Origin of the sequence: Hymenobacter glacieicola, from assembly GCF_014640315.1 — a bacterium.
GTDB lineage: Bacteria > Bacteroidota > Bacteroidia > Cytophagales > Hymenobacteraceae > Hymenobacter > Hymenobacter glacieicola.
The window spans coordinates 60,308-82,829 of the sequence record NZ_BMGS01000010.1 but is presented as its reverse complement, the minus strand read 5'-3'; the positions used below and the strand labels follow the sequence as shown (position 1 = coordinate 82,829).

17 protein-coding genes are annotated in these 22,522 nt (G+C 58.7%); 5 read left to right on the top strand and 12 right to left on the bottom strand.

Translation table 11 applies throughout. The features are described from left to right. Positions 1-10 precede the first annotated feature (10 nt). The 5 genes from IEW18_RS17525 to IEW18_RS17505 all read left to right on the top strand — a co-directional run bounded on the left by IEW18_RS17525 (position 11) and on the right by IEW18_RS17505 (position 6,662). On the top strand, positions 11-1,288 hold the full coding sequence (locus IEW18_RS17525; RefSeq protein WP_188559173.1) for a DUF4350 domain-containing protein: 1,278 nt from the start codon (positions 11-13) through the stop codon (positions 1,286-1,288). A 309-nt stretch (positions 1,289-1,597) separates the two neighbouring features. Further along, entirely contained in the window at positions 1,598-2,491 is an 894-nt protein-coding gene (locus IEW18_RS17520) for an AAA family ATPase (protein WP_229728832.1), read from the top strand. After that, entirely contained in the window at positions 2,492-3,046 is a 555-nt protein-coding gene (gene ybiA / locus IEW18_RS17515; RefSeq protein WP_188559172.1) for a riboflavin biosynthesis intermediates N-glycosidase, read from the top strand. After that, entirely contained in the window at positions 3,043-4,395 is a 1,353-nt protein-coding gene (locus IEW18_RS17510) for a DUF58 domain-containing protein (RefSeq protein WP_373285748.1), read from the top strand. Before ybiA ends, IEW18_RS17510 begins: the two co-directional genes overlap by 4 nt. Before the next feature lie 152 nt (positions 4,396-4,547). Further along, a complete protein-coding gene (locus tag IEW18_RS17505) occupies positions 4,548-6,662 on the top strand; it encodes a beta-N-acetylhexosaminidase (RefSeq protein WP_188559170.1) in 2,115 nt (704 codons plus the stop codon). A 102-nt stretch (positions 6,663-6,764) separates the two neighbouring features. Here IEW18_RS17505 and IEW18_RS17500 read toward each other — a convergent pair whose 3' ends face one another. From IEW18_RS17500 to IEW18_RS17445, 12 genes are all read right to left on the bottom strand, one after another. Continuing rightward, positions 6,765-10,610 (bottom strand): DUF8818 domain-containing protein, encoded by a 3,846-nt coding sequence (locus tag IEW18_RS17500; protein WP_188559169.1) that lies wholly within the window; start codon positions 10,608-10,610, stop codon positions 6,765-6,767. A 186-nt stretch (positions 10,611-10,796) separates the two neighbouring features. Beyond that, positions 10,797-14,537, bottom strand: coding sequence for a sensor histidine kinase (locus tag IEW18_RS17495; protein ID WP_188559168.1), 3,741 nt, complete (start codon positions 14,535-14,537; stop codon positions 10,797-10,799). Between the two features lie 102 nt (positions 14,538-14,639). Continuing rightward, on the bottom strand, positions 14,640-15,035 hold the full coding sequence (locus IEW18_RS17490) for a DUF983 domain-containing protein (RefSeq protein ID WP_229728816.1): 396 nt from the start codon (positions 15,033-15,035) through the stop codon (positions 14,640-14,642). Continuing rightward, positions 15,028-15,288 (bottom strand): CAMCR motif-containing small membrane protein, encoded by a 261-nt coding sequence (locus IEW18_RS17485; protein ID WP_188559167.1) that lies wholly within the window; start codon positions 15,286-15,288, stop codon positions 15,028-15,030. Before IEW18_RS17485 ends, IEW18_RS17490 begins: the two co-directional genes overlap by 8 nt. 92 nt (positions 15,289-15,380) lie before the next feature. After that, positions 15,381-15,935: a DUF420 domain-containing protein gene (locus IEW18_RS17480; protein WP_188559166.1), complete on the bottom strand. Its 555-nt coding sequence runs from the start codon at positions 15,933-15,935 to the stop codon at positions 15,381-15,383. Then, complete coding sequence (locus IEW18_RS17475) at positions 15,922-16,581, bottom strand: SCO family protein (protein ID WP_188559165.1); 660 nt, start codon at positions 16,579-16,581, stop codon at positions 15,922-15,924. The genes IEW18_RS17480 and IEW18_RS17475 overlap by 14 nt, the downstream gene beginning before the upstream one ends. Positions 16,582-16,585: 4 nt before the next feature. Beyond that, positions 16,586-16,927, bottom strand: a complete 342-nt coding sequence (locus tag IEW18_RS17470; RefSeq protein ID WP_188559164.1) for a cytochrome C oxidase subunit IV family protein — start codon at positions 16,925-16,927, stop codon at positions 16,586-16,588. 76 nt (positions 16,928-17,003) lie between these two features. Next, entirely contained in the window at positions 17,004-17,774 is a 771-nt protein-coding gene (locus IEW18_RS17465; RefSeq protein WP_188559163.1) for a cytochrome c oxidase subunit 3, read from the bottom strand. Between the two features lie 23 nt (positions 17,775-17,797). Beyond that, complete coding sequence (locus IEW18_RS17460) at positions 17,798-18,385, bottom strand: cytochrome c oxidase subunit 3 (RefSeq protein ID WP_188559162.1); 588 nt, start codon at positions 18,383-18,385, stop codon at positions 17,798-17,800. 102 nt (positions 18,386-18,487) lie between these two features. Further along, positions 18,488-19,339, bottom strand: a complete 852-nt coding sequence (cyoE, locus tag IEW18_RS17455; protein ID WP_188559161.1) for a heme o synthase — start codon at positions 19,337-19,339, stop codon at positions 18,488-18,490. 54 nt (positions 19,340-19,393) lie between these two features. Beyond that, positions 19,394-20,476 carry a COX15/CtaA family protein gene (locus tag IEW18_RS17450; protein ID WP_188559160.1) on the bottom strand — a complete coding sequence of 361 codons (1,083 nt, stop codon included), beginning with the start codon at positions 20,474-20,476 and terminating at the stop codon, positions 19,394-19,396. A 177-nt stretch (positions 20,477-20,653) separates the two neighbouring features. Next, complete coding sequence (locus IEW18_RS17445) at positions 20,654-22,513, bottom strand: cytochrome c oxidase subunit I (RefSeq protein ID WP_229728815.1); 1,860 nt, start codon at positions 22,511-22,513, stop codon at positions 20,654-20,656. Positions 22,514-22,522: the final 9 nt, after the last annotated feature.

Here is a 22,522-nt window from a genome sequence, read left to right as displayed (position 1 = left end):
GTTGCCTGCCATGACTCGTTTTCGTGCTTTTCTGCTGGGCTTGGGGCTGCTGTTTGCGGCCTTTATTGCGGTAGAGTACTTCCGGCCCCAACCCACGGACTGGTCGCCTACCTTCATCAACCGCGACAAAATTCCCTACGGCACTTACGTGCTGTATGATCAGTTGCCTACCCTTTTTCCGGGTCAGCCGATTACCGCTGTTCGCCGGCCCATTGCCAACCAGCTCCTGCCTACCCTCGGGGATGATGTGGACCGTGACTCAGCCCTGGCAGCCCACGGCCCCGCCCTGCGCCGGGAGGCCGCTACCTACCTTTTTGTCAACGACCAGTTCGTGTGCTCCCGTCTCGACCGGGATGCGCTGCTGCGGTATCTGGGGCGCGGTAATCAGGCGTTTATTGCCGCTGAGCGCATCACCGACCAGCTACTGGACACCTTGCGCCTGGATATTGCACCGGTGCTGGATTTGGACAGCCTACTGCTGAGCCGGGCCCAGGGCAACCACGGCCTGAGCCGCGCTACCACCACGCTTACGCTGGTAAACCCGCCCCGGGGCGCGGCCCAGCGCTACCGGTTTCCGCAAAGCGAAGTGCCCGCCTATTTCCGGGCCCGCAAAGGGTCCCGGGCCACCGTGCTGGCCCACGATGAGCGTCGGCGACCGGTGCTGGTGTGGGTGCCCGTGGGCCGGGGAAGCCTGCTGCTGAGTACTACCCCGGCTGCCTTCAGCAACCTACTGCTGCTGCGGCCTGCTACGGCTGGCTTTGCCTTCGCGGCTCTGTCGGGGCTGCCAGCTGGGCGTCCCGTTTTCTGGGACGAGTACCAGAAGCAGGGGCCCTTGGGCGAGCAGTCCTTGCTGCGAGTGATAAAGCAGCACGAGGCCCTGCGCTGGGCTCTGTGGCTGGGGTTGCTGGGAGCCGTGCTTTTCGTGGTGTTTGAGGCTCGCCGACGCCAGCGCATCATTCCCATTCTCAAGCCATTGCCCAATACCACCCTGCTGTTTACGCGCACGGTGGCGGGGCTTTACCGCCAAGGCTCCAACCACGCCCTAATTGCGGAAAAGAAAATCGGGCTATTCCAGGAATATCTGCGCACCCGTTACCACGAGCCCACCCTGGACCTGACGGACGAGGCCACCCGGGAGCGAATTGCCCAAAAGTCGGGGCTACCTCGCCCGGAGGTGGATGCGTTGGTACGGCGGATCAACTTGGTGTTAACGGCCCGGCAGGTGTCGGAGGTAGAATTACTAGAGCTAAACCGCGCCATCAACCAGTTTCGTACCGCCGCTGCCTAAAAATTGCATTATGGTCAGTAATTGCACTTTGCCATTTTATAACTATTCCGTTATGCGTTTTAGTATTCTGTAAAGCAAAAATGCTTGCTATATATAGTGGGTCAGATTGAACTATAGCTTACGCCTTTCGTCGTTTCTCACTTCTGTAAGATGGAAAATACTCCAGATTCTTTCGCTACAAATACTGCTTCTCCACTGCCCACGGCGGAAACTAGGGCGGCTCTGTCTGCCGCCGGGCTTGAAGCCCCACGCACTGACTTCAGCCAGCTCAGCCGCCACGCCGAGGCTATTCGGCGGGAGTTGGGCAAGGTGATTGTGGGGCAGCAAGCTTTGGCGGAGCTGCTGCTCACGGCTCTGCTAGCCGATGGCCACGTGCTATTGGAAGGGGTGCCGGGGGTAGCCAAAACGCTTACCGCCAAGCTACTGGCGCGCACCCTGAGCGTGCCCTTCAGCCGCCTGCAGTTCACCCCCGACCTCATGCCTTCCGATGTGCTGGGCACCTCCGTATTTCGGCCCAACAAGTCAGAGTTTGAGTTTCGGCCTGGTCCCATTTTCGCCAGCATTGTCTTGATTGATGAAATCAACCGCGCCCCGGCCAAAACGCAGTCGGCGCTGTTTGAGGTGATGGAGGAGCGGCAGGTAACCCAGGACGGCACCCGCTACCCCATGCCCGCGCCCTTCGTGGTGCTGGCTACCCAGAACCCCATTGAGCAGGAAGGCACCTACCGCCTACCCGAAGCTCAGCTCGACCGGTTCCTGTTCAAGCTGAGCGTGGGCTACCCCACGGTGGAAGAGGAGGTTGCCATTCTGCAGGGCCACCACGCTGGTTTTGGGGGCACACCCCTGGAAGCCGTGCAAGCTGTCGTATCGGCCGAGGACTTGCAGCAGCTGCGGGAGCAGGTGCGCCGCCAGCACGTGGAGCCCAAGCTCCTCGAATACATTGCCCGCCTCGTGGGCCAGACGCGTGCCCACAAGGGCCTTTACCTGGGTGCCTCGCCGCGGGCCTCACTGGCCTTACTCAACGGCGCCAAAGCCCTGGCCGCCCTGCGGGGCCGCGACTTTGTGACGCCCGAAGACATTCAGTATCTGGCCCCCATGGTGCTGCGCCACCGCATACAGCTTACCCCGGAGCGCGAAATGGAAGGCGGTACCCCCGACGACATCGTCAAGCAAATTCTGCAGCAGATTGAAGTCCCGCGGTAAATGCGCTATTCCACTACTTGGCTACTTGACCAGCTAGCGCACGGGCAGCGGGTTAAGTACCTGTTCTTCTGGGGAAATCAGCCCGCCCGAAACGGCGAAGTCACGAAAAGCTGCCTTAGCCAGTGGTGGCTGGCCGATTTCGTGGTACACGGCCTTACCTACCGCTCGGCCGAACAGTGGATGATGGCTGAAAAGGCCCGCCTGTTTAACGATGTGGCTACGCTAGCCCGGATATTAGCAGTGCAAAGCCCGGCCGAAGCCAAAAAGCTAGGGCGGGAAGTTCATGGTTTTGACCCGCTGATCTGGGAAGCGCAGAAATACGCCATTGTTAAAACAGGCAATCAGCACAAGTTCAGCCAGAACACGGATTTACGCGCATTTCTGCTGGCTACCAACGACCGTGTTTTGGTAGAAGCAAGCCCCGTAGACCCCATCTGGGGTATAGGCTTGGCCGCCGATGCACCCCACGTAGAAAACCCCGAGCAATGGCAGGGCGAAAATCTACTGGGCTTTGCCTTGATGGAGGTGCGAGACAAATTAACCAGCTCATTGTGAAGTCCTTATTTCTTACTCGCCGCTTCTTTCTGCTCGTGGTAGCTCTGATTGCGGGGCTGGTGGTAGCGTTTTTCCTGCCGGGCTGGCTGCTACCGGTGCAGCTGGCGCTGGGCATTCTGGTGGTACTGACGCTGTTGGACCTGGTGCTGCTTTACGGCACAGCGGCAGCGGGCGGGGGCGCGTTTGGGCGGCGGGTACTGGGCGATAAGCTGGCTAACGGCTCCGACAACGGCGTGGCTATTTACGTCGAGAACCGCTACCGCTTTCCGATCAGCACGCAAACCATTGATGAGATTCCGCACCAGTTTCAGCGCCGCGACGTGCTGTTTCAGGCCCGCATCCAGCCCGCCGAAACAAACATCATCCGCTACCAGCTGCGGCCCACCAAGCGCGGGGAGTACGAGTTTGGAGCCCTGAACGTGTACGTGGCCTCGCCACTGGGCCTGGTGCGGCGGCGGTTTCGGTTTGAGCAGAGCCAGGTAGTGCCCGTGTACCCATCGTTTCTGCAGATGCGCCAGTATGAGCTGTTGGCCATCCATAACCGCCTGACGGAGGCCGGCGTGAAGCGCATCCGGCGGGTGGGCCACAGCATGGAGTTTGAGCAGGTGCGACCCTACGTACCCGGCGACGATCCGCGGGCCATCAACTGGAAAGCCACTGCCCGTCGCGCTACTACCCCGCACGCGGCCGATGCCCTCGTCGTCAATCATTACCAGGACGAGCGGGCCCAGCAGGTGTACTGCCTTATTGACAAGGGCCGGGTGATGCGCATGCCCTTCGAGGGCCTGAGTTTGCTGGACTATGCCATCAATGCCACGCTGGTGGTCAGCAACATTGCCTTGCTCAAGCACGATAAGGCCGGACTGCTCACGTTTTCCAACCAGCCCGGCACCCTAGTGCCTGCCGACCGCCGCAGCGGCCACCTGCGCAAGCTGCTGGAAGTGCTTTACCGCCAGAAAACCAAGTACCTCGAAACCGACTATGAACGGCTTTACGTGTCGGTCCGGACCCAGATTAAGCAACGTAGCCTGCTGATTCTGTTTACCAACTTCGAGACGCTTTATGGCATGCAGCGCCAATTGCCCTACCTACGCCGGCTTGCCAAAGAGCACCTGTTGCTGGTTGTATTCTTCGAGAACACCGAACTGCGCGCCTATCTCGATGGCCCGACCAGCACTACCCAGGACGTATACAACCAAACGGTAGCCGAGAAATTCGCGCAGGAAAAACGGCAGATTGTGCGGGAGCTAAACCGCTACGGCATCCACGCCCTGCTCACCGCCCCCCAGAACCTGACGGTAAACACCATCAACAAGTACCTGGAGTTCAAGGCCCGCGGGCTGATTTAACAGCAAGACGAGTAGTTACCAAGGCCCGCTGTCGTGAGTTAAACTCACGACAGCGGGCCTTGGTAGAGACTAACCCATTCTAGCGCCTGCTACTTCTGGCCCGGGGCTTGCTACCTTCGGGGCGCTACCCTCCTGCCCTTCTTCCTTTCCCGATGACGCGTTCCTTCCTGCTTTACCTGCTGCTACTTCTGGCTTACCCGCTCGCCGCCCAAACGCCCGATACCCGCACGTTGCTGCCGGTACCAACCCAGGCTACCTGGGGCGCGAGCCGCTTTACCATCAAGCCGGATTTGTCGTGGCAGGTGTTTACGCCCGCCCAAACGCCAGCGGCCCAGGCCGCCGATTCTGCCGTGACCGAAGCCGTGGAGCAGTTGGTGTTGCCGGTGCTGCTGCCCGGCCGCATCGGGCTGGCGGCGTCGCGGCGGCAGGCCTCGCCCCTACCCACGGCCAGCCTGGTGCTGCAGTACAGCCGCCCCGCCGATCTGCTGAAGCTGGGCGAGGACGAGTCGTATACCCTGCGCGTGACGCCCATGGGCGTGGCCCTGAACGCGCCTACTCACCTGGGCATTTTGCGCGGACTAGCCACGCTGCGGCAGTTGGCTACCGCTGAGAAAAAGATGGTGTGGCTGCCGGAGGTAGATGTGCTGGATGCCCCGCGTTTTCCGTGGCGGGGGCTACTGATTGACCCGGCCCGCCACTTCATGCCTGTTTCCGTACTCAAGCGCAACCTCAACGGCATGTGGGCTACCAAGCTTAACGTGCTGCACTGGCACCTCTCCGATGACCAGGGCTTCCGGGTGGAAAGCAAGCTGTTGCCACGCCTGCACACAGTAGGCGGCGAGGGCCAGTTCTACACCCAAAGCCAAGTGCGCGAGGTGATTCGGTACGCGGCCCGGCGCGGCATTCGAGTGATTCCGGAGTTTGATATGCCTGGTCACGCCACGGCTTGGCTGGCGGCCTACCCCCGCCTAGCCTCCAATGATTCCATCTATGGCGTAGCGCGCAAGTGGGGCGTGCTCAACATTGCCATGGACCCCACCAAGGAAACCACCTACAGCCTTATCGACTCCTTGCTGAGCGAAATGACCCAGCTGTTTCCGGACCCATACTTTCACATTGGGGGCGACGAAAATGACGGGCGGCAGTGGAAGCGCAACCCCCGCATCGTGGCCTTCATGAAGCAGCAAGGCTTTGTGGATGCTAAAGGCCAGCCCGATAAGCACGCCCTGCAAACCTACTACAACCGCCGGGTGCTGGAAATGCTGACCCGCTACCAGAAAACCATGGTGGGCTGGGACGAGATTCTGGGTCCGGGCCTGGCGCCGGAAGCGGTAATTCAGAGCTGGCGCGGCAAAAAGGGTCTTTATGAGGCGGCGAAGAGTGGCCACCCCACCCTGCTTTCCAATGGCTACTACATCGACCTGAACCTCACGGCCGCCTCCCACTACGCCCCTGACCCCCTCCCGCAGGATGCTCCCCTAACGCCCGCGCAGCAAAAGCTGGTGCTCGGTGGCGAGGCCACCATGTGGAGCGAGTTTGCCGACTCCGTCATCGTGGACTCGCGCATCTGGCCCCGCACCGCGGCCGTCGCCGAGCGGCTCTGGAGCGCCAGCACCGTTCGCGACGTACCCGATATGTACCGTCGTCTCGGGCTGGTGAGCCAGCAGCTGGAAAGCCTGGGGCTGCAGCACCGCCGGGCCCCGGAGCAGCTCCTGACCCACCTGGTCGGCGGCCGGCAGACAGCCGTGGCGCCCCTGCGCACCCTGGCCCAGGTGCTGGAGCCAGTAAAGGAGTACAAGCGTCACTTTCAGGGCTTCAAGTACACTACCCAAACTCCCTTGAACCGTCTGGTGGATGCGGCCCCGGCTGAATCGGAGGAGGCCCGGCAGTTTGGCGTGGCTGTGGACGGCCTGCTGGCCTACGGGCGTACCGCCGCCGGCAGCACCAACCGTTTCCGGGGGCAGCCCGGCAAGGCCCTGGTCGCCTACCTCAGCAATGAGCTGGAATACTGGCAGGCCAACGACGCGTTGCTGCAGCCCCTACTAAAGCAAAACTCCAGCCTGCAGGAGTACGCACCGCATTCCGTCCGTCTAAAAACCATTGCCACCCTGGGCCTGGAGCGCCTGAAAATGCTGGAAAAGGGCCAGGCCCCCTCCCCCGCCTGGCAAGCCAACGCCCTCAAGCAGCTCGACGCCGCCAAAGCCCCCGCCGGCCAAACGGAGTTGGCCGTAGTGCCCGCTATCCGGCGGCTGGTGGAAGCGAAGTAGGGAGCTGGTGAGCTAGTGAAATGGTGAGTTTGCTGTTCAACCCGCGCAGATAGCGCCTATCGAACAGCAAACTCACCATTTCACTATTTCACCATCTCACCTTTAAAACAGCACCGACACCTGCATACGGCCGGTGTGCACGGCGTTGAGGCCGTTGGCTTTGCGGCCGTCGTAGGCCAGCGTGACGTTGAGGCCGTTGCTGAGGCGCTGCTCCAGGTTCAGGTTCCAGGTAAAGTTGCTGCCGGGGCGCAGGGCATTCAGGATTTCCAGCCCAACCAAAGAGCCCTGGTCGCCCTCGAAAGCCACGCGCACGTAGCGGGTGGTAGCCGACAGGGTGCGCTTACCGACTTGGCTGACGCGGGTTTCCACCCCCAGCTCATCGAAGGTACCTTCCGCATCTTCGTCGGGGCCGTTGGTGTTTTGTTTGGTGGTGCGCAGGTAGGTACCGGTCAGGCGCAGCACGTTGGTGGGTTGGTAGCTGATTTCGGGCGCCAGCTCGTACTGCAATACCCGGAAATTGCGGGCTTCCAGGTAGTTCGAGAGGTTCTCGCGGATGCTGCGGGAGGCCGTGAAGCGTCCCGTAAACGACTGCGCCAGCGTCCGGCGCAGTAGCAAGGTCTGGTTGGCCAGGTTGCGCGTGTCAGAGCCCTGAGTGAGCAGCACCTTCTGCTGGGTTTGCTGCACCGTGAATTCGGCCCCAAAGATGGGATTGGACCGGTTGAAGTAGAGCGTGTTGCGCAGCAGCTTATTCAAACTCAGCAGCAAGGAGTCGGCGGTTTGGAAAGCAAACGGGTTCAGGCGCGAGGAAAGCGTATTTTCCGTGGTGCGGCGGTCCAGGGTAATGGTGCTCAGGGCCGAAAACCGCCCCACAAAACCGCGCACACCCGGCAGCTCCCGCCAGCCGCGCGGGGCGTTAGTGGTCAGTCGGTAACTGAAGCGGTTGGTAAAGGCGGGAATGTAGTCGTCGGTGGGTAGGAACACCTTGATGTGGGTGCGGTACTGCGCATCCGGAGTTTGGGCCTCGAAGAATTCATCCTTGTCCTGGCGGTTGTTCCCGTTGGCGTCGCCGCCGTAGTAGTGCGTGCCCTGGCCGTTGGGCACGGCCAGAAACGTATAGTCGCGCTTCAGCTCCCGGCCCGTGGCTACGGCGTAACTCAGTTCAGAGCGCAGCAACTGCTGGAAAAAGCTGGCGTTCCAGTCGAGTTTGCCCAGCACGGTGCGCTGCCGCGCTGAGTCGCGGGCGGCCAGGTCGCGGTAGGTAGCCAGCACGGCCAGGTCCTGGGTGGCGCTGAGGCGCGAGACGAGCGTGCCCTGCCAGGTTTGGGCCCGGCCCCGCTCCTGCAGCCGGGTTTGCTCGGGGTTCGGGGTCTGGTCGCGGCGGTAGCTGTAGTCGAGGCGGAAGCGGGTGCGGGCCGAGTCGCGGCTTTGCAGGAACAGGGCGTGCTCGTCGAAGTAATTGGCTGAGGTCAGCGAGTCGCCGGTAGACTTAGCCACCCGGTTTTTATCGAAGCGGTAGGCGTAGCCGGGCACCACGGGGCCACCCACATAGCGGGCCGTGCCCTCGCCCCGGGCCCAGCGCGAGGTACGCCGGCCGGCTTCGGAGTTGAGCAGAAACAGATTGCCGCGCACCTGCACCGGCCCCAGCTGCCGGGCCACATCTACCCAGTGCTGCACCCCACTAACCTCCCCGGCCCGGTAGCGTCGGCTCAGGCGGTAGCCCAGGGCGTTATCGGCATCCTTCACTACCCCCACCGAGGCATTCAGAATATTGTCTTCGCGGGGTTGCTGCTGGTTGGTAACAAGGGTGTTAGAGGTGCTCCAGTTGCGGTCGAACTCAATGTCGCGGTACCGGTCGATGGGCGAAAAGCGGCGGCTGGTGTACTCGTAATCCAAGGCGCTACGCAGCTTGTAGCCCTGCAGGCCGGGCAGGCGCACTGGCCGGTCCTGCACCACGTAGCCCACCCGCATGGCTCGCCCCTTCGCCGATTCGGGGGAAAAGCGGTTTAAATCCAGGTCGGAAGCAGCCAAATCCACGAACACGGTGGCCGTAGAATCGAGCTGGTAGCTGGTACCCACGCTCATCATTTGCTTTTGCAGGGGCGTGGGCAGCACCCGGATGGGCTCGTAGGAGCCCCGCCCCCGGCCTACAAACTGGTACACCCGCCCGTTGGCGCGGGCATCTTCCGCGCTGGTGCCCAAGTTGTAGCTGCCCTGGCCCGCCCCCACGTTGGTAAAGCGTACATTGTACACGGCCCGGGTGGTATCCTGGGGCGGGTACACGAACACCGTTACCGGCTGCTGGGTAGCAGGGTCTAGTTGGGTTTCCTGGCGATACTGCACCTGCTGCCGATCGTAGGCCACGGTGTCCACGCCGGGCACTACGGCCTGGCTGACGTTGTCGCCGATGGAGCGCAGCAGCCGCTTTTCCGAGTCTTTGAGGCTGAGGTTGGGGGAGTTGTCGGGGTTGTCGGATTCGCGGTAGAAGTTGGCGTGTACCTGCAGGCGGCCCAACTGCTGGTAGTGGCTGGCCTGCAGCAGGGAGCGGGCATAGTTAAAGTCGGAGTACTCGAAATCAACCTTGATGCGGGAGTTGCGGGTTATCAGGTGGCGGGGCGAAAACGTCAGCTCAGCCTGATTGTAGTCGATGACGTAGTCGAAATCGAAACCGCGCACCATCAGTCGCCCATCCAGGTACACCCGCTCAGAGTTGGCCAGAATGATGATGAACTGCTCCCCGTTCGGCCCGCGTAGGCGGTAGGGCCCCTGCACGTTTTCCAGCGGGGCAATATCAATGCTGGCAAACTTACCTTTGGCTACCCCCGCCGCCACGGAGGTAGTGGCGAATGCCGCGCCGGGCTTGAAGCCAAGCAACCCGGTGCGCCGCGGGCCATTGGTAGCGGTGCTCACCGTCTGGCTCACCCCGTTCGGCCCTACCCCATTGGGCGTGACGCCGATGGGGCTGTTCGGGCTGGTTGGCAGGCCGTTTTGGGTAGTCCCCGAGCCGGCGGGCGGGGGCACGGTGGGCGGCACCGTTACAAAGGTACCGGTGCTGGTGCCGCTGGCGTTGGGATACTGAAACAGCTGGGGGTTGCTGACCCCGGGCCCGCTCCCCCCCCCAAACCCACCGGCTGGCAGGCGGCCGAAGTTGGTTTCCAGCGCCGCGCCCTGAATGTTTTTGTAAAAGCGCAGGAAGTAATCAGGTTTATTGCGCAGCACTACGTCGCCGGCCGTCAGGTTCCAGCGTGGGTGCGTGAGCGTAATATAAATCCGGTCGAACTCCTGCAGCTGCTGGGTGTTACCCTCGGGCTGGAAGGGCACGTTTTGGTCGGAAATAGCCGCCGTGAGCGTAATCTGGTCGGTGAGGCGGCCTTCCAGCTGCAGGTTAAGCGAGGAGTTGACGAAGACGTTCTGGGCGTTGCCGAATGAAATACCCCGCGAGAGGTTGCCGGTTTTGTTGATGCCCGGGGTGCTCAGAATCTGCTCCTTCACCGCAAAATCCTCCAGCCCCATCACCGAAGGCCGCCGCCAGAAATCCACGCTGTCCATGAGGCGAGCGGGCCGTAGGTAGCGGGCGGCAGCCAACTGCACCGGCAGCACCCGGTAGCACACCAGCACCGAATCGGGGCCGCCGGGCAATACAATATCGGGTTGCCCCGGGTCGGGCGCGGGAAAACGGGTAGTGGGCCGCACGAATCGGTAGCGGTTGGTGCGGGCGTCGTACGCCAGGGCGCGGCCATCCGCGCTTACCGAGGTCGGCACTACCGTCAGCGAGTCGCGGAGGCTGAACTCGGTCGTATCCCGGTTGGGAGTCAGGCGCACCCAGATGCAGCGGCGGGTAGTGGGCGGCGCACCGGGCCGCTGCTGGGCCTGGGCCGTTGTAGTAGCCCACCACAGGCACATCAGCAGCCCACACAAGCGCAGAAAAGAGGGCGTACAGCTGCTGATCAAGGAATGAACAATTGAGAATTAAAAATTAAAAATTCCTTAGCGAAGAGAGGCCGTGAGTTGGTGGAACTGGCTCAGCTATAGTTACGGGCATCAAGCTACCGCTGGGTTTTACCCCGCACAAACTCTGGTTTCTAAACGCTGCAACTGCCATTTTTAATTTTTAATTCTCCCGGTTTAATTCCCCGCCTACCCCGCCAGCGGCAGCTCAATGCAGAACAGCGTACCGGCCCCTTCCTCGGTTTCAAACCAGATGTTGCCCCCGGCACTCTCGATGCCGCGCCGGGCCACGGCCAGCCCAATGCCGGAGCCTTTTTCCTTGGTAGTAAAGTTGGGAACAAACACTTTTTCCTGCACTTCGGCCGGAATGCCCGTGCCGTTGTCTTGAATGCAGATGCGGAGGCGGTTGTTGGGCTGCGCCTCCAGGTGCACCTTCACCTCGGGCCGCCGATCAGGCGGAATGGCCTGCAGGGCATTGATTAGCAGGTTGTTAAACGTGCGCACCAGCAAGCTTTCATCGGCGTACACCACGTAGCGGCCCGCGTCGGCATCCTCGGGTAGTACCAGCCTGATGCCCGTCCCAGCCGCGCCGCCCTGGTGCAAACCCACGCACCGCCGCAAAATGGGCGCCACGTCCAGCCGCTCAGGACGCATGGCAGGCAGGTTGGTGAAGTTGCTGAACGAGGTAGCAATGTCGGTCAGCACGTCAATCTGCGTAATCAGCGTTTGCGACACCTTGTTCATCAGCTCGTCCAGGTTGGGGCGCTGGTCCTGGATGGCCTTCTGCAGAAACTGCAGACTCAGCTTCATGGGCGTGAGCGGGTTCTTGATTTCGTGGGCTACCTGCCGGGCCATTTCGCGCCAGGCGGCTTCCTTTTCCTGGGTGGCCAGCTCCTGCTTGCTTTCCTCCAGCTTCAGCAGCATCTGGTTGTACTCGCGCACGAGCAGGCCAATTTCGTCTTCCGACTCGTAGGCCAGCATCTCATTCTGGCCCGTAAGGGTGGTTTGCCGCAGCTTTTCCGTGATGAGCTTGAGGGGCTCTGTCAGAATCCGGGAGGCCAGGAAGGCCAGCACCAGGAACAGGATGAACATCACGGTGAAGATGTTCAGAATGGTGGATACTAGCTCCGTAAGTTTGTTGTCAAGATCTTTCTCGGAGTCGAAGAAGGGAATTCCCACGTAGCCCAGCACGGCGCCCGGCCGCCCCGACTGCACGCCGCCGGCCCGCAGCGGCAAATACAGGGCGTTAAAGGAAAGCGTACCGGCTTGTTCCGTGAGCAGAATGCGGGGTTGTCCGTCCTCGGTCAGGGCGGCTACCGCTTGGGGGTTCATGAGGGTACTAAGCAGGCTGGCCTCAAAGATGAGGGGCTGGCTGCTCACGAGCAGCTCTCCGCGCGCATCATAGAGGTTCAGGTCGGTTTCGGTCAGGGCAGCTACGTTTTCGGCCAGGTCCACCAGGTCGGCCCGGTTGCCCGACTCCGTGAGCAGGTTGCGGTTTTTAAGCAAGTTTTCCTGTACCGCTTGGCCCCGACGCTGGTAGGTACGCAGCAAATCGTGCTTGTAGGAGTTGGTAACCTGGCTGGCAATGGCTACGCTTACCACAATCAGGGGCACTAGAATGCCGAAGTTGAGGAAGAGCTGAATCTTGGTGCTGAAGTTGGTGCGCAACAACTCCCGGTACTGGCCCCGCGCCAGCAGGAAGGCACCCATCAGCAGCAGCCAGCAGAAGCTGTGCAGCAAAAACAGCGCGGAAAAATTCGCCAGCCAGTCGGAGAAGGAATACGTGGCCGTTGTAACTATCACCATGCGGCCGGAGCGGTCCATGGCCCGAATGCCCAAGTGATGGAAGCTCCCGAGCGCCACCCCGGTAGTGTACAGCCGCGGGTCGCGAAACAGGCTCGCGGGTAAGCGGTTGATGTAGTCGAAGTCACCTTCGCTATACACCAGCTGGCCTTTCTGGTAACCGCCGTAGCTGAGCTCGGTGCCCAGGCGGGGCTGGAAGAATTTCTGATCGACCAGCAGCTCCGGCACCACGCTGTTGGCCGTGAGCTTCTTCAGGGTCAGCTCCAGCACCACGGTACTGGTACCGGCATCTACCTCCGGGTTGGGGGTAGGCACCGGCACAAAGGCCACGTACCGGCGCGAGCTAAACGAATTGTTTCCGTCGCGGATCAGGTAGATGTTGGGGTGGTCGGTGCGGGTGGCGCCTTGCAGTAGAAACTCGCGCGTTTGCTCCAGGCTGCCGCCCACGGCCACGCCCCGCCCCGCCGGGTTAAAGAGAATCACGCGCACCTCGTATTTATCGAAGTAGTCGCGCAGGTAGTACTTGACGATTTTCTGCCGGATCAGGTCCAGGTTGATGAACGGGCTGGCCAGCATGGTGCGCAATACCGGATCCTGGGCCATTTCCTGACCCCGCTCCACTAACAGGTACTCGCCTTGTAAATCGTTATCGGTGAGCAGATTACCCGCCAGGTTTTGCTTGTTGACTTGCAGCTGGCGGTTGAAGTGCTCGTATAAGGCCAGCGCCCCCACTGCCGAGCTAACCCCTACCATCAGGAAGATAAACAGGTAGACCTGATAGGGCAGCACCGCACCCGCCGACTTCAGTCCGGTTAGGCGCAGCACAAAGAAGAACAGCAGGGTAATGCCCAAAATGGTGCTGTGTACCTGCCCCAACCCGAGCCCCGTGGATAGAAAGAGTACCGCCGTCACGAACAACAGCAGCAAACCAATATTGCGGGTAGAGGGCCGGACGATTCCAGTGAACAGCTGTGACAACAAGTAGAACCCCACCAAATAGCTGCCGGTATGCAGCACAATTGCCAGCAACAGTAAGGCCTTGAAGGCGCTTACCTGAATGTCCTGCGTGATATCCAGGATGAGCTGGGAGTTGCTGAAGCTGCTGGTGTAGAAGTCGAACAGCAGTTCTAGCAATCCATAGAACCCGAGCACGGTGAGGGCCCCGACCCCAATCCGCTGGGGCCAGCGCCGAATCCGTTGGGTGATGCGCAGCACGCCGTAGCGCCGGAAAAGCAGCAGCACGTAGTACGAGGACACTACAAACAGCGCGGCGTTCAGGAGCAAGTCGCCCAGGGAAGGCGAAATCCAGGAGGCCGCGTACACGCGCGGGTCAAACAGGCGAACTTCCAGAAAGGAAAACGGCAGCCCCAAGGAGAGCATCACGGCCCGCAGCACCACCAACGGCACTACCACGGCCAGGGCGCCGGCCCACGCCTTTCCTTGCGCAAACTGCTGGCGGGCCACGTAGCTCCACCCGGCCACGTAAAACCCGAACCCGAGTAACAGCAGCAGCAGCGGCACGTACTTGCCGGTAATGGGGTCGGCCTGCAGGCTTTCCACCGAGAACAGGTAATTACCCTCGTTGGAAACTATCCGCGGGAGAGTGGAGGTAGTCTTTTCGACCACCAGCCGCACGTTCTGGCCCTGGAACAGCCCTTGGCCGTTGCCCTCCCGCAGGTAACGGTTGCTGATGCCGTAGCTGATTTCGAGCGGAATGTACGTGAGAACGACATAGTCGCCTTCCGTATGCCGCAGCACTAAGAACTTGCCAAACCGGGTTTCCAGCAGCCGCTCGTGGTAGCGCTGCAGAGCCTGTTCCGGATCGGGCCGCACGCTGTGGTCCGACCAGTAGACGATCTGCTCGCCCCGGAAAATGAAGGTTGGGTAGGTGGTGTGGCTGGTCAGGCTCTGAAAGCTGACCTGGCGCGTTGCCAGCCGCTGCAGCACATCCGTCGACTCCCGCTCCCCCGTAAGCTCGGCCTCCATCAGCAGCTCCTGCAGGCGGGTAGCGGAAGCCTGCAGTACTACCTCCGGATTCTGACTGTAGCGGTTGCTGAGGTAAGCGGCCCCGAAGCAAAGCAGGGCCAGGGACAGCAGCCAGACCGGGGGAAAGCGGAAAAATTTCAACGGGAGGAGAAATGATGGAATCGGGACAGTAGCAACCTTGATACCAAACAAAAATGCCGCCCTACGGCGGCATTTCCTAGCTCAGGCTATAATAGAACAGGTTTAGCGGCGCGTCGCGGCGTAGCGGGCATCATAGTGCACGCCCCCAAACAGATACAGCATCAGCGTGCGGGAGTACCGCAGGCTGGCGGGCGTAAGCAGCAGGGAGAAAATAGCCACCGCCGTAATGTACACCCAAGTATCCGGGTCATCGAGCAGGTAGTACACCGCAAAGCCCACTACCAGCATAATGGCCGTGGAAAAGGCGAAGCTGATGTACATGGCGCCCCAATAAAACCCTGGTTCCGGTTCGTAGGCTTGTCCACACACGGGGCAGGCGGGCGGCATCTCGGTGAAATGCGCCAGATTCAAGGCCGAATGGGTGAACAACTGCCCCTGGTGGCAGCGCGGACAGCGCTGCTGCAGAACACTGACCAGGGTAGAATCGGAGTTAGCCATGCGCCGTTTTTTTCTTTTGCTGACTGTGACGGTACCAGAAATAACCAACCGTTCCAATCAGTACGTAGGGAATCGTCATCAGATACAGAATTCCCTTGTTCAGGCCGGTTGTGTCGTAGCCGTCCTTCTCCTGGCGCGAGGCTTCCACCTGGGTTTTGCACATGGTGCATTGGGCCTGCACGCTCAGGGGCAGTACGCTCAGCAACACTCCCAGAAACAAGGCTACCAGTCCACTATAAACTACTTTCTTCATGATATCAACTGATTTCGTTGCTAGAATAACCGTTCGGATGACCTCCTGGTTCGTTAGCAGAGACCTTATCTGAAGGGTGTTTTCCGAACGGGTTAGGTGTAGTAAGGCGAAATCATGAAATACACGATTACGCCCGTAATGGAAACGTAGAGCCACACTGGGTAAGTCCAGCGGGCAATCCGGCGGTGCTTCTGAAACTGCTCGGTCAGGGCGAAGTACAGCGTAAACAGCACCAGCGCCACGGTTATAGCGGCCAGCAGAATATGCGTTATCAGAATGAAGTAGTAAACGCCCCGCATCAGCCCTACCCCACCGTACTTCGTTACAATGCCCTGGGAGTGGTACGCCACGTACGAAACCAGGAACAAAGAACCAAGCAAGAAGGCCATGCCCATCATGGCGCGGTGCTTGGCTACCTGCTTGCGCCGGATAAAGTAGTAGCCCAGCATCAGAAAAACTGCCGTGAGGGAATTAAGCACAGCATTGACGGCGGGCAGCATTTTCACATTGGCGCCGGGAATGCGGAAAACGCCCGGCAGAAAGTAAAGCACGGCCACTGCCAGGGGCACCACGGCGCCCAGAATGCCAGCGGCTATTTTGTACTTGGTGAAGTTGCCGGGGTTAACGGCGGAATTATTGGTGGTCATAGGTGTAAAGCAACACTTCTATTTCGGTGATGAGGCGATTCACGTCCCGCTCGCTGGCCCCGTCGTAGCGGCCGCGCACGTGCCCGGCGCGGTCTACCAGAAACACCTGCTGACTGTGCAGGCTTCCGGGGTCAGTGCTCGGCGCCAGGCGAAACTCCTGCGTAGCTAACCGGGTAGCAACCGTTTTGTCACCGGTCAGGAAAAACCATTTGCCCGCAATGGCGCCGTACTCCTCGGCGTAGCGCGCTACCACTGCTACGGAATCGTGGGCAGGGTCTACGGTAAATGACGCCAGGGCTACGCGGGGCTCCTGCCGAAACTTCTCCTGCACCCGCATCAACTGGCTGGTTACACGCGGGCACGCGCCGGGGCAGGTGGTAAAGAAAAAATTGGCTACGTACAGGCCCTTCCGCTGCAGCTCTTCCCCCGTCACTTCCCGGCCTGATTGCGACGCTAACCGAAAGTCACCGATTTGGTGATAAACAGTATCGCGCTGCCACCTTCCCGCCACCTGAGTAGAGTCTACTCGGTCGGGCAGGAAAGTTGGCAGCGCGTAACGGTTGGTACCGAAGCTTTTGAGAAACAGGAAAGCCAGAACCGGAACCAGCAGAATCAGGCCCAACACTAATACTTGTTGGGGCCGCATGCAGCTAGCTAACTAGGTTCTGAACTGCCTCGCCAATGTAAGACCCCTCCGTAATCAGGGCCACCAGCAGCCAGATCAGCAGAGACATGGGAATCAGAATGGTCCAGATCAACCCCTTCGTCTCATGCTTCAGGTGCATGAACTCGGCCACAATGAAGAAAGCCTTGAAGATGGTCAGGATGATGAAGATGGAATTGCGGAACGTGCTGGCGGGCATGATGTAGGCAATAACAAATTCCAGGGCCGTAATAGCGGAAATAATCCAGAAGGTTTTCCAGATCCAGGCGGTATTCGGCTTCGGAATTTCGCCCGTCGGAGCAGTATCGTGCGTTGCGTGCTGAGCCATGGTAGTGCAGTAGCTAAGGGAAGTAAACACCGGAGCGAACAACTTGTGCAGTTGCTCGCTCCGGTACTCAATCAAATTAAACGAGGTAGAAGAAGGTGAAAACGAACACCCACACCAGATCTACAAAGTGCCAGTACAGGCCAATCTTCTCCACCATCTCGTAGTGGCCGCGCTTTTCAAACGTGCCGTTCGTGGTAGCAATGAACGCCCAGATCAGCAGGCAAACACCCGAGAATACGTGGGTGCCGTGGAAACCCGTGATAAAGAAGAACAAATCGGCAAAGAGCACCGGGCCGTACTGGTTCATGGCCAGATTAGCGCCGTGAAATACCGTGCCGTCGTTCATCAAAGTGCCCTCCTCAGTGCCGTGGATGAAGTGGCTCCATTCCCAGGCCTGGCAGCTCAGGAAGGTAGCCCCGAACAGAATCGTCCACAGCAGCCATTTCTGCACGTCCTTCTTGTCGAAACGGTGACCAGCTTCTACCGCCAGTACCATCGTTACAGAGCTGAAGATGAGAATCATCGTCATTAAAGCCACGAAACCCAAAGGCAAGTGCATACCGTGCAAGCCGGGGAAAGCATCAAATACTTTCTCGGGGATGGGCCAGTAGTTGGACGAGAACTTGAAGGCTTCGGCCGTGCCCTCGTACACGCCGTGGCGGTGACGAATCAGACCATAGGTGGTCAGGAAGGCGGCGAACGTGAAGGCGTCCGACAACAGGAAGAACCACATCATCAGCTTGCCGTAGCTTGCTTTGAAAGGCTCGTTCCCGCCGTCCCAGGTGCCGGTGCGCGGCTTATCCAGGGCGGAATCAGAAATTACCTGCGTCGTGGAAATGGTGGACATAGCGTGCGGGGGTTGACGAAATTCTAGTGGTTCAAAAGTAGGAACAAATACAGGTACAACCAAAGCGCGCCGAGGTAGTGCCAGTAGATCGTGACGTTGCCAATGGAAAGCATCTGCCGGGAATGCACCTGATAGTTAAAGCTTTTACGCAATACGATCAGCAGAAAGATAAGTCCCGTAACCAGGTGAAATGCATGGACGCCGGTTAATACATACAGAAATGAGCCGGAAGGGTTGGCATCAACGCCCGCAAAAAAGATGCGCTGCCCCACCAACAACCCCCACATTTCCCACTGCCCGACCAGAAAGGCAATGCCCAACACGGTGGTCAGAATGAGGGCCGTGCGTACTTGCTTGAGCTCATCCTTACGAGCCGCAAACCAAGCCCACTGCACTGTTACAGAACTGGCGGCCAGAATCAGGGTTGTAATCAGAAAGCCAAAGGGCAAATCGAATTCCAGCCAGTTGCCTTCGTTACGACGCACAATGTAGGCGCTGGTATACGCCGCGAAAATCATGAAGATGCTGACCATCATCAGCACCAGCACAAACCGCAACGGGTGGATACCCGTGGCCGGCTGCTTGGTGTTTAATGCTTCGGAAGAATGCATAGTAGAGAAGTGAGTTGTAGGACGAAAGAGTGTCAGTTACTGAACATGAGTAGGAGCTGCTTTGTCCCTGTTCTCATGCCTTAGTTTGCACTCTGGACCTGATTATATCTTATCCAGCACCAGCGCTATCTGCACAATAGGCAGGTAGAGAAAGGAGCCGAACATGATGCTCATGGCCGCCTTCTTACTAATGGTGCGCATGAGGTAAAATGTTTGCATCAGAAACAACACGCCACAGATAGCCGCTACCATGGGGTAGGTTGTGCTGGTCATACCGAAGTAGAACGGCAGTAAGCTTAGCGGAATCAATACCAGCGTGTACGTCATGATTTGAAACGCAGTACGCAGGTCTTTTTTACCGGGCGTGGGCAGCATTTTGAAGCCCGCTTTTTTATAATCATCATCCAACACCCAGGCAATGGCCCAGAAGTGCGGAAACTGCCACATAAACTGGATTCCAAACAAAATCCATCCTTCCAAGCCCAGGAAGCCCGTGGCGGCCACCCAGCCAATTAGCGGCGGCATACCGCCTGGTATGGCTCCCACCGCCACGCAAATAGGCGAAATGGTTTTGAGGGGGGTGTAGATGAAACCGTATAAAATCAGGGATATCAGGGACAGAGCAGCTGCTACAGGATTGAAAAAGTAAGCCAACAAAGCCAGCCCTGCTACCCCCAGGACAACTGTGAATACCCAGGCTTCCCGAACGCTTAAGATTCCCAAAGGCAGTGGCCGCTGGGCCGTGCGCTTCATCATTTTGTCCAGATCTATCTCGAAAATCTGGTTGATGGTATTAGCCGACCCTGTAATAGCTAGGCCCCCCAGCATCACCAACGCCGCTCGTCCCCAGTTCAGCTCGTGGGCGCCCAGCAAGTAGCCAATGGCGCTGGAAAAGGCCACCGTAAGCGCTAAGCGGAATTTAAGTAACTGGAAAAAAGCCCTAGCCTTACTCATCAACGGGTGGAACAGAGTGTGCGGCGAGAAAATCCGCCAAACGGGGCCGCAAAGTTACGCAACAACGGCCGGAGTAGCCACCTGCCGCCGCAACTTCGTGGCCTGCCGATACGCTACTACCGCTAAAAACTGAGCGCCAAAGAGCAGGGTAGCCAGCGTAAGGTGAATAGGCTGTACCGCAGCCGGAAAAGAGAAGTAAGCTAAAACAACGCCCGCTAGTATTTCCCCTCCTATCAACACCAGAATAGCCGTAGCTAAACCGTGCAAACGGCGCGAGGGCAACGTGTACAGTCGATACGCCAGATACAGATTTAGCACTAGCAGCAGCGCCGAAAAAGAACGGTGTAAGCGGAACACGTTACCAAGCTGTTCTACCCAGCTGCCCCGATCTAGGTAGTTGGCCGCTGAAGCAACCAAGTCAATCTGCTCCCGCACCTGCGTACCCAGCACAATCTGGCAGAAGGTAAGCAACACGGCCACCCACAAGACGCCGGCTAGGCCTGCTACCTCCCGCACGGGTTGAACCACGACTTCCCGCCCCCGCTGCGACCGGTCAACGGCGTACAGCAGCATGGCTACAATTACCAGGGCCAAACCCATGTGAATTGTTACCATAATCGGCAGCAGGTTCGTGGAAACGACCAGTGAGCCCAACCAGCCCTGCACGCCGGTTAACAGAAAAGATGCAAATGCCAGCCAGAAAACTGCTCGGTCGCGGCGCCAGTACGGCAAGGCAAATAACACCGTGCCGAATACGAACACGCCAATTAGGGCTCCTACCAGCCGGTTTACGTACTCGATCCACGTTTTGACCGGGTTAAAGTCAGTTTCGATGTACTGCGTTGGATGAGCGAAAATGTCGCCGGCCACTTGGTGAAAACCCATACGTTCCAGCTTCGCCGCCAGCTTCTTGTTCTTCTCGACTCGTTGGGCGGTGTACACTTCTTTATAATTGGCCGGAAGCTGGCTAATGTGGGTAGGTGGCACCCAGGTACCAAAGCATTTCGGCCAATCGGGGCAGCCCATGCCGGAACCAGTGCTCCGGACAATACCACCAACCAGAATTAGAACGTACACGGCCGCTACCGTCAGGATTCCAACAAAGCGAAAGCGGCGTACGAATATGGGGGCTGACATGCTCAACGTTACTAGGCGAAAGTATCTACTTTACAAACCGCCGAAGCGGTTTTTTGCTTAAAAGCCAAAGGGAAATTCGGCTCGGCTCGGCCGGTCCGGATTTCCCTTTCTGCAGGCAAATAAAACGGGCCGCCGTTAGTACAGCGGCCCGTTTTAGAAGGCTAGTGCTCGAAGCACTTATTCCATTTCTTTCTCGTACGGCAGGTTCGACGACTGCGTCTGCGAGTATGGTATGTGCTGGGGAATGAAATCCTCAGCGGCCCCAGGCTTGCTGTAGTCGTAGGGCCAGCGGTGTACGGCCGGAATTGCGCCGGGCCAGTTGCCGTGGCCAGGTACTACCGGCGTCGTCCACTCTAGCGTCGTCGAGTTCCAGGGGTTCTCGGTGGCCCGACGGCCCCGGAAGATGCTGTAGAAGAAGTTGAAGATAAAGACAAACTGCGCGAAGAAGGCAATGATGGCAGCAGCCGAGATAAACTTGTTCAGGTCAGCAAACTGGCTGAAGGAATCAAAGCCCGTCCAAGCGTAGTAACGACGGGGGAAACCGGCAATACCAACGTAGTGCATCGGCAAGAACACCAGATATACCCCGAGGAAAGTCAACCAGAAGTGTACGTAGCCCAGCTTCTCGTCCAGCATGCGGCCGAACATCTTGGGGAACCAGTGATACACACCGGCGAACAAACCAAAGAAAGCCGACGAACCCATTACTAAGTGGAAGTGAGCTACCACAAAGTACGTGTTGTGCATCTGGATGTCCAGGGCGGCATTGCCCAGTACAATACCCGTTAGACCACCAGCAATGAACAGCGACACGAAGCCAATGGAGAACAACATGGCCGACGTGAAGCGGATGTTACCACGCCACAGAGTTGCCAGCCAGTTAAAGGTCTTTACGGCCGAAGGCACAGCAATGATGAGCGTCAAGAACATGAAGACCGAACCCAAGAAGGGGTTCATACCCGTCACGAACATATGGTGAGCCCATACAATGAAGGAGAGCAGCGAAATACCCAACAGGGAGCCAATCATAGCGCGGTAGCCGAAGATAGGCTTACGAGCATTCGTAGCCAGAATTTCGGACACCATACCCATGGCAGGCATGATTACGATGTACACCTCAGGGTGACCCAGGAACCAGAACAAGTGCTGGAACAAGATAGGTGAACCACCCGTGTTAGGCAGTGCCTGGCCAGCAATATAGATGTCAGAGAGGAAGAACGATGTACCGAAGCTACGGTCGAAGATCAGCAACAAGGCTGCTGAGAACAGCACTGGGAACGAAAGCAACCCAAGGATAGCCGTCAAGAAGAAGGCCCAGATGGTGAGCGGCAATTTGCTCATGCTCATGCCTTGAGTACGCAGGTTGATAACCGTGGTAATGTAGTTAACACCACCTAGCAACTGCGAAACAATGAACAGCGCCATAGACACCAACCAGAACGTCTGGCCAGCACCTGAGCCGGGAATAGCCTGGGGCAAAGCGCTCAGCGGAGGATAGATTGTCCAACCAGCAGAGGCAGGACCCGTTTCCAGGAACAGCGAAACGAACATAACCACACTGGAAGCAAAGAAGAACCAGTACGAGAGCATGTTCATGAAGCCCGAAGCCATATCACGGGCACCAATTTGCAGCGGAATGAGGAAGTTAGAGAATGTACCCGACAAACCAGCCGTCAGCACGAAGAACACCATGATAGTGCCGTGCATCGTCACCAACGCCAAGTAGAACTCTGGGTTCAGCTTACCGGCTTCAATCCATTTACCCAAGAAAGGCGAAAGCCATTCGAAGGTGGATTCAGGCCAGCCTAACTGCAGACGGAAGAGGCTCGACAGCGTACCACCAATAATAGCCCAGATAATACCTGTAATCAGGAATTGCTTGGCAATTACTTTATGGTCAGTGCTGAAGATGTACTTCTGCAGAAAGCTCTGCTCGTGGTGCTCGTCGTGGTGCGCGTGCTCGTCATGCGAAATGCCCGGCTCGGTTACACCGGCGCCGCCTTGCACTTGCGCTTGAGTAGGAAGATTAGCAGCCATAGTAGAAGC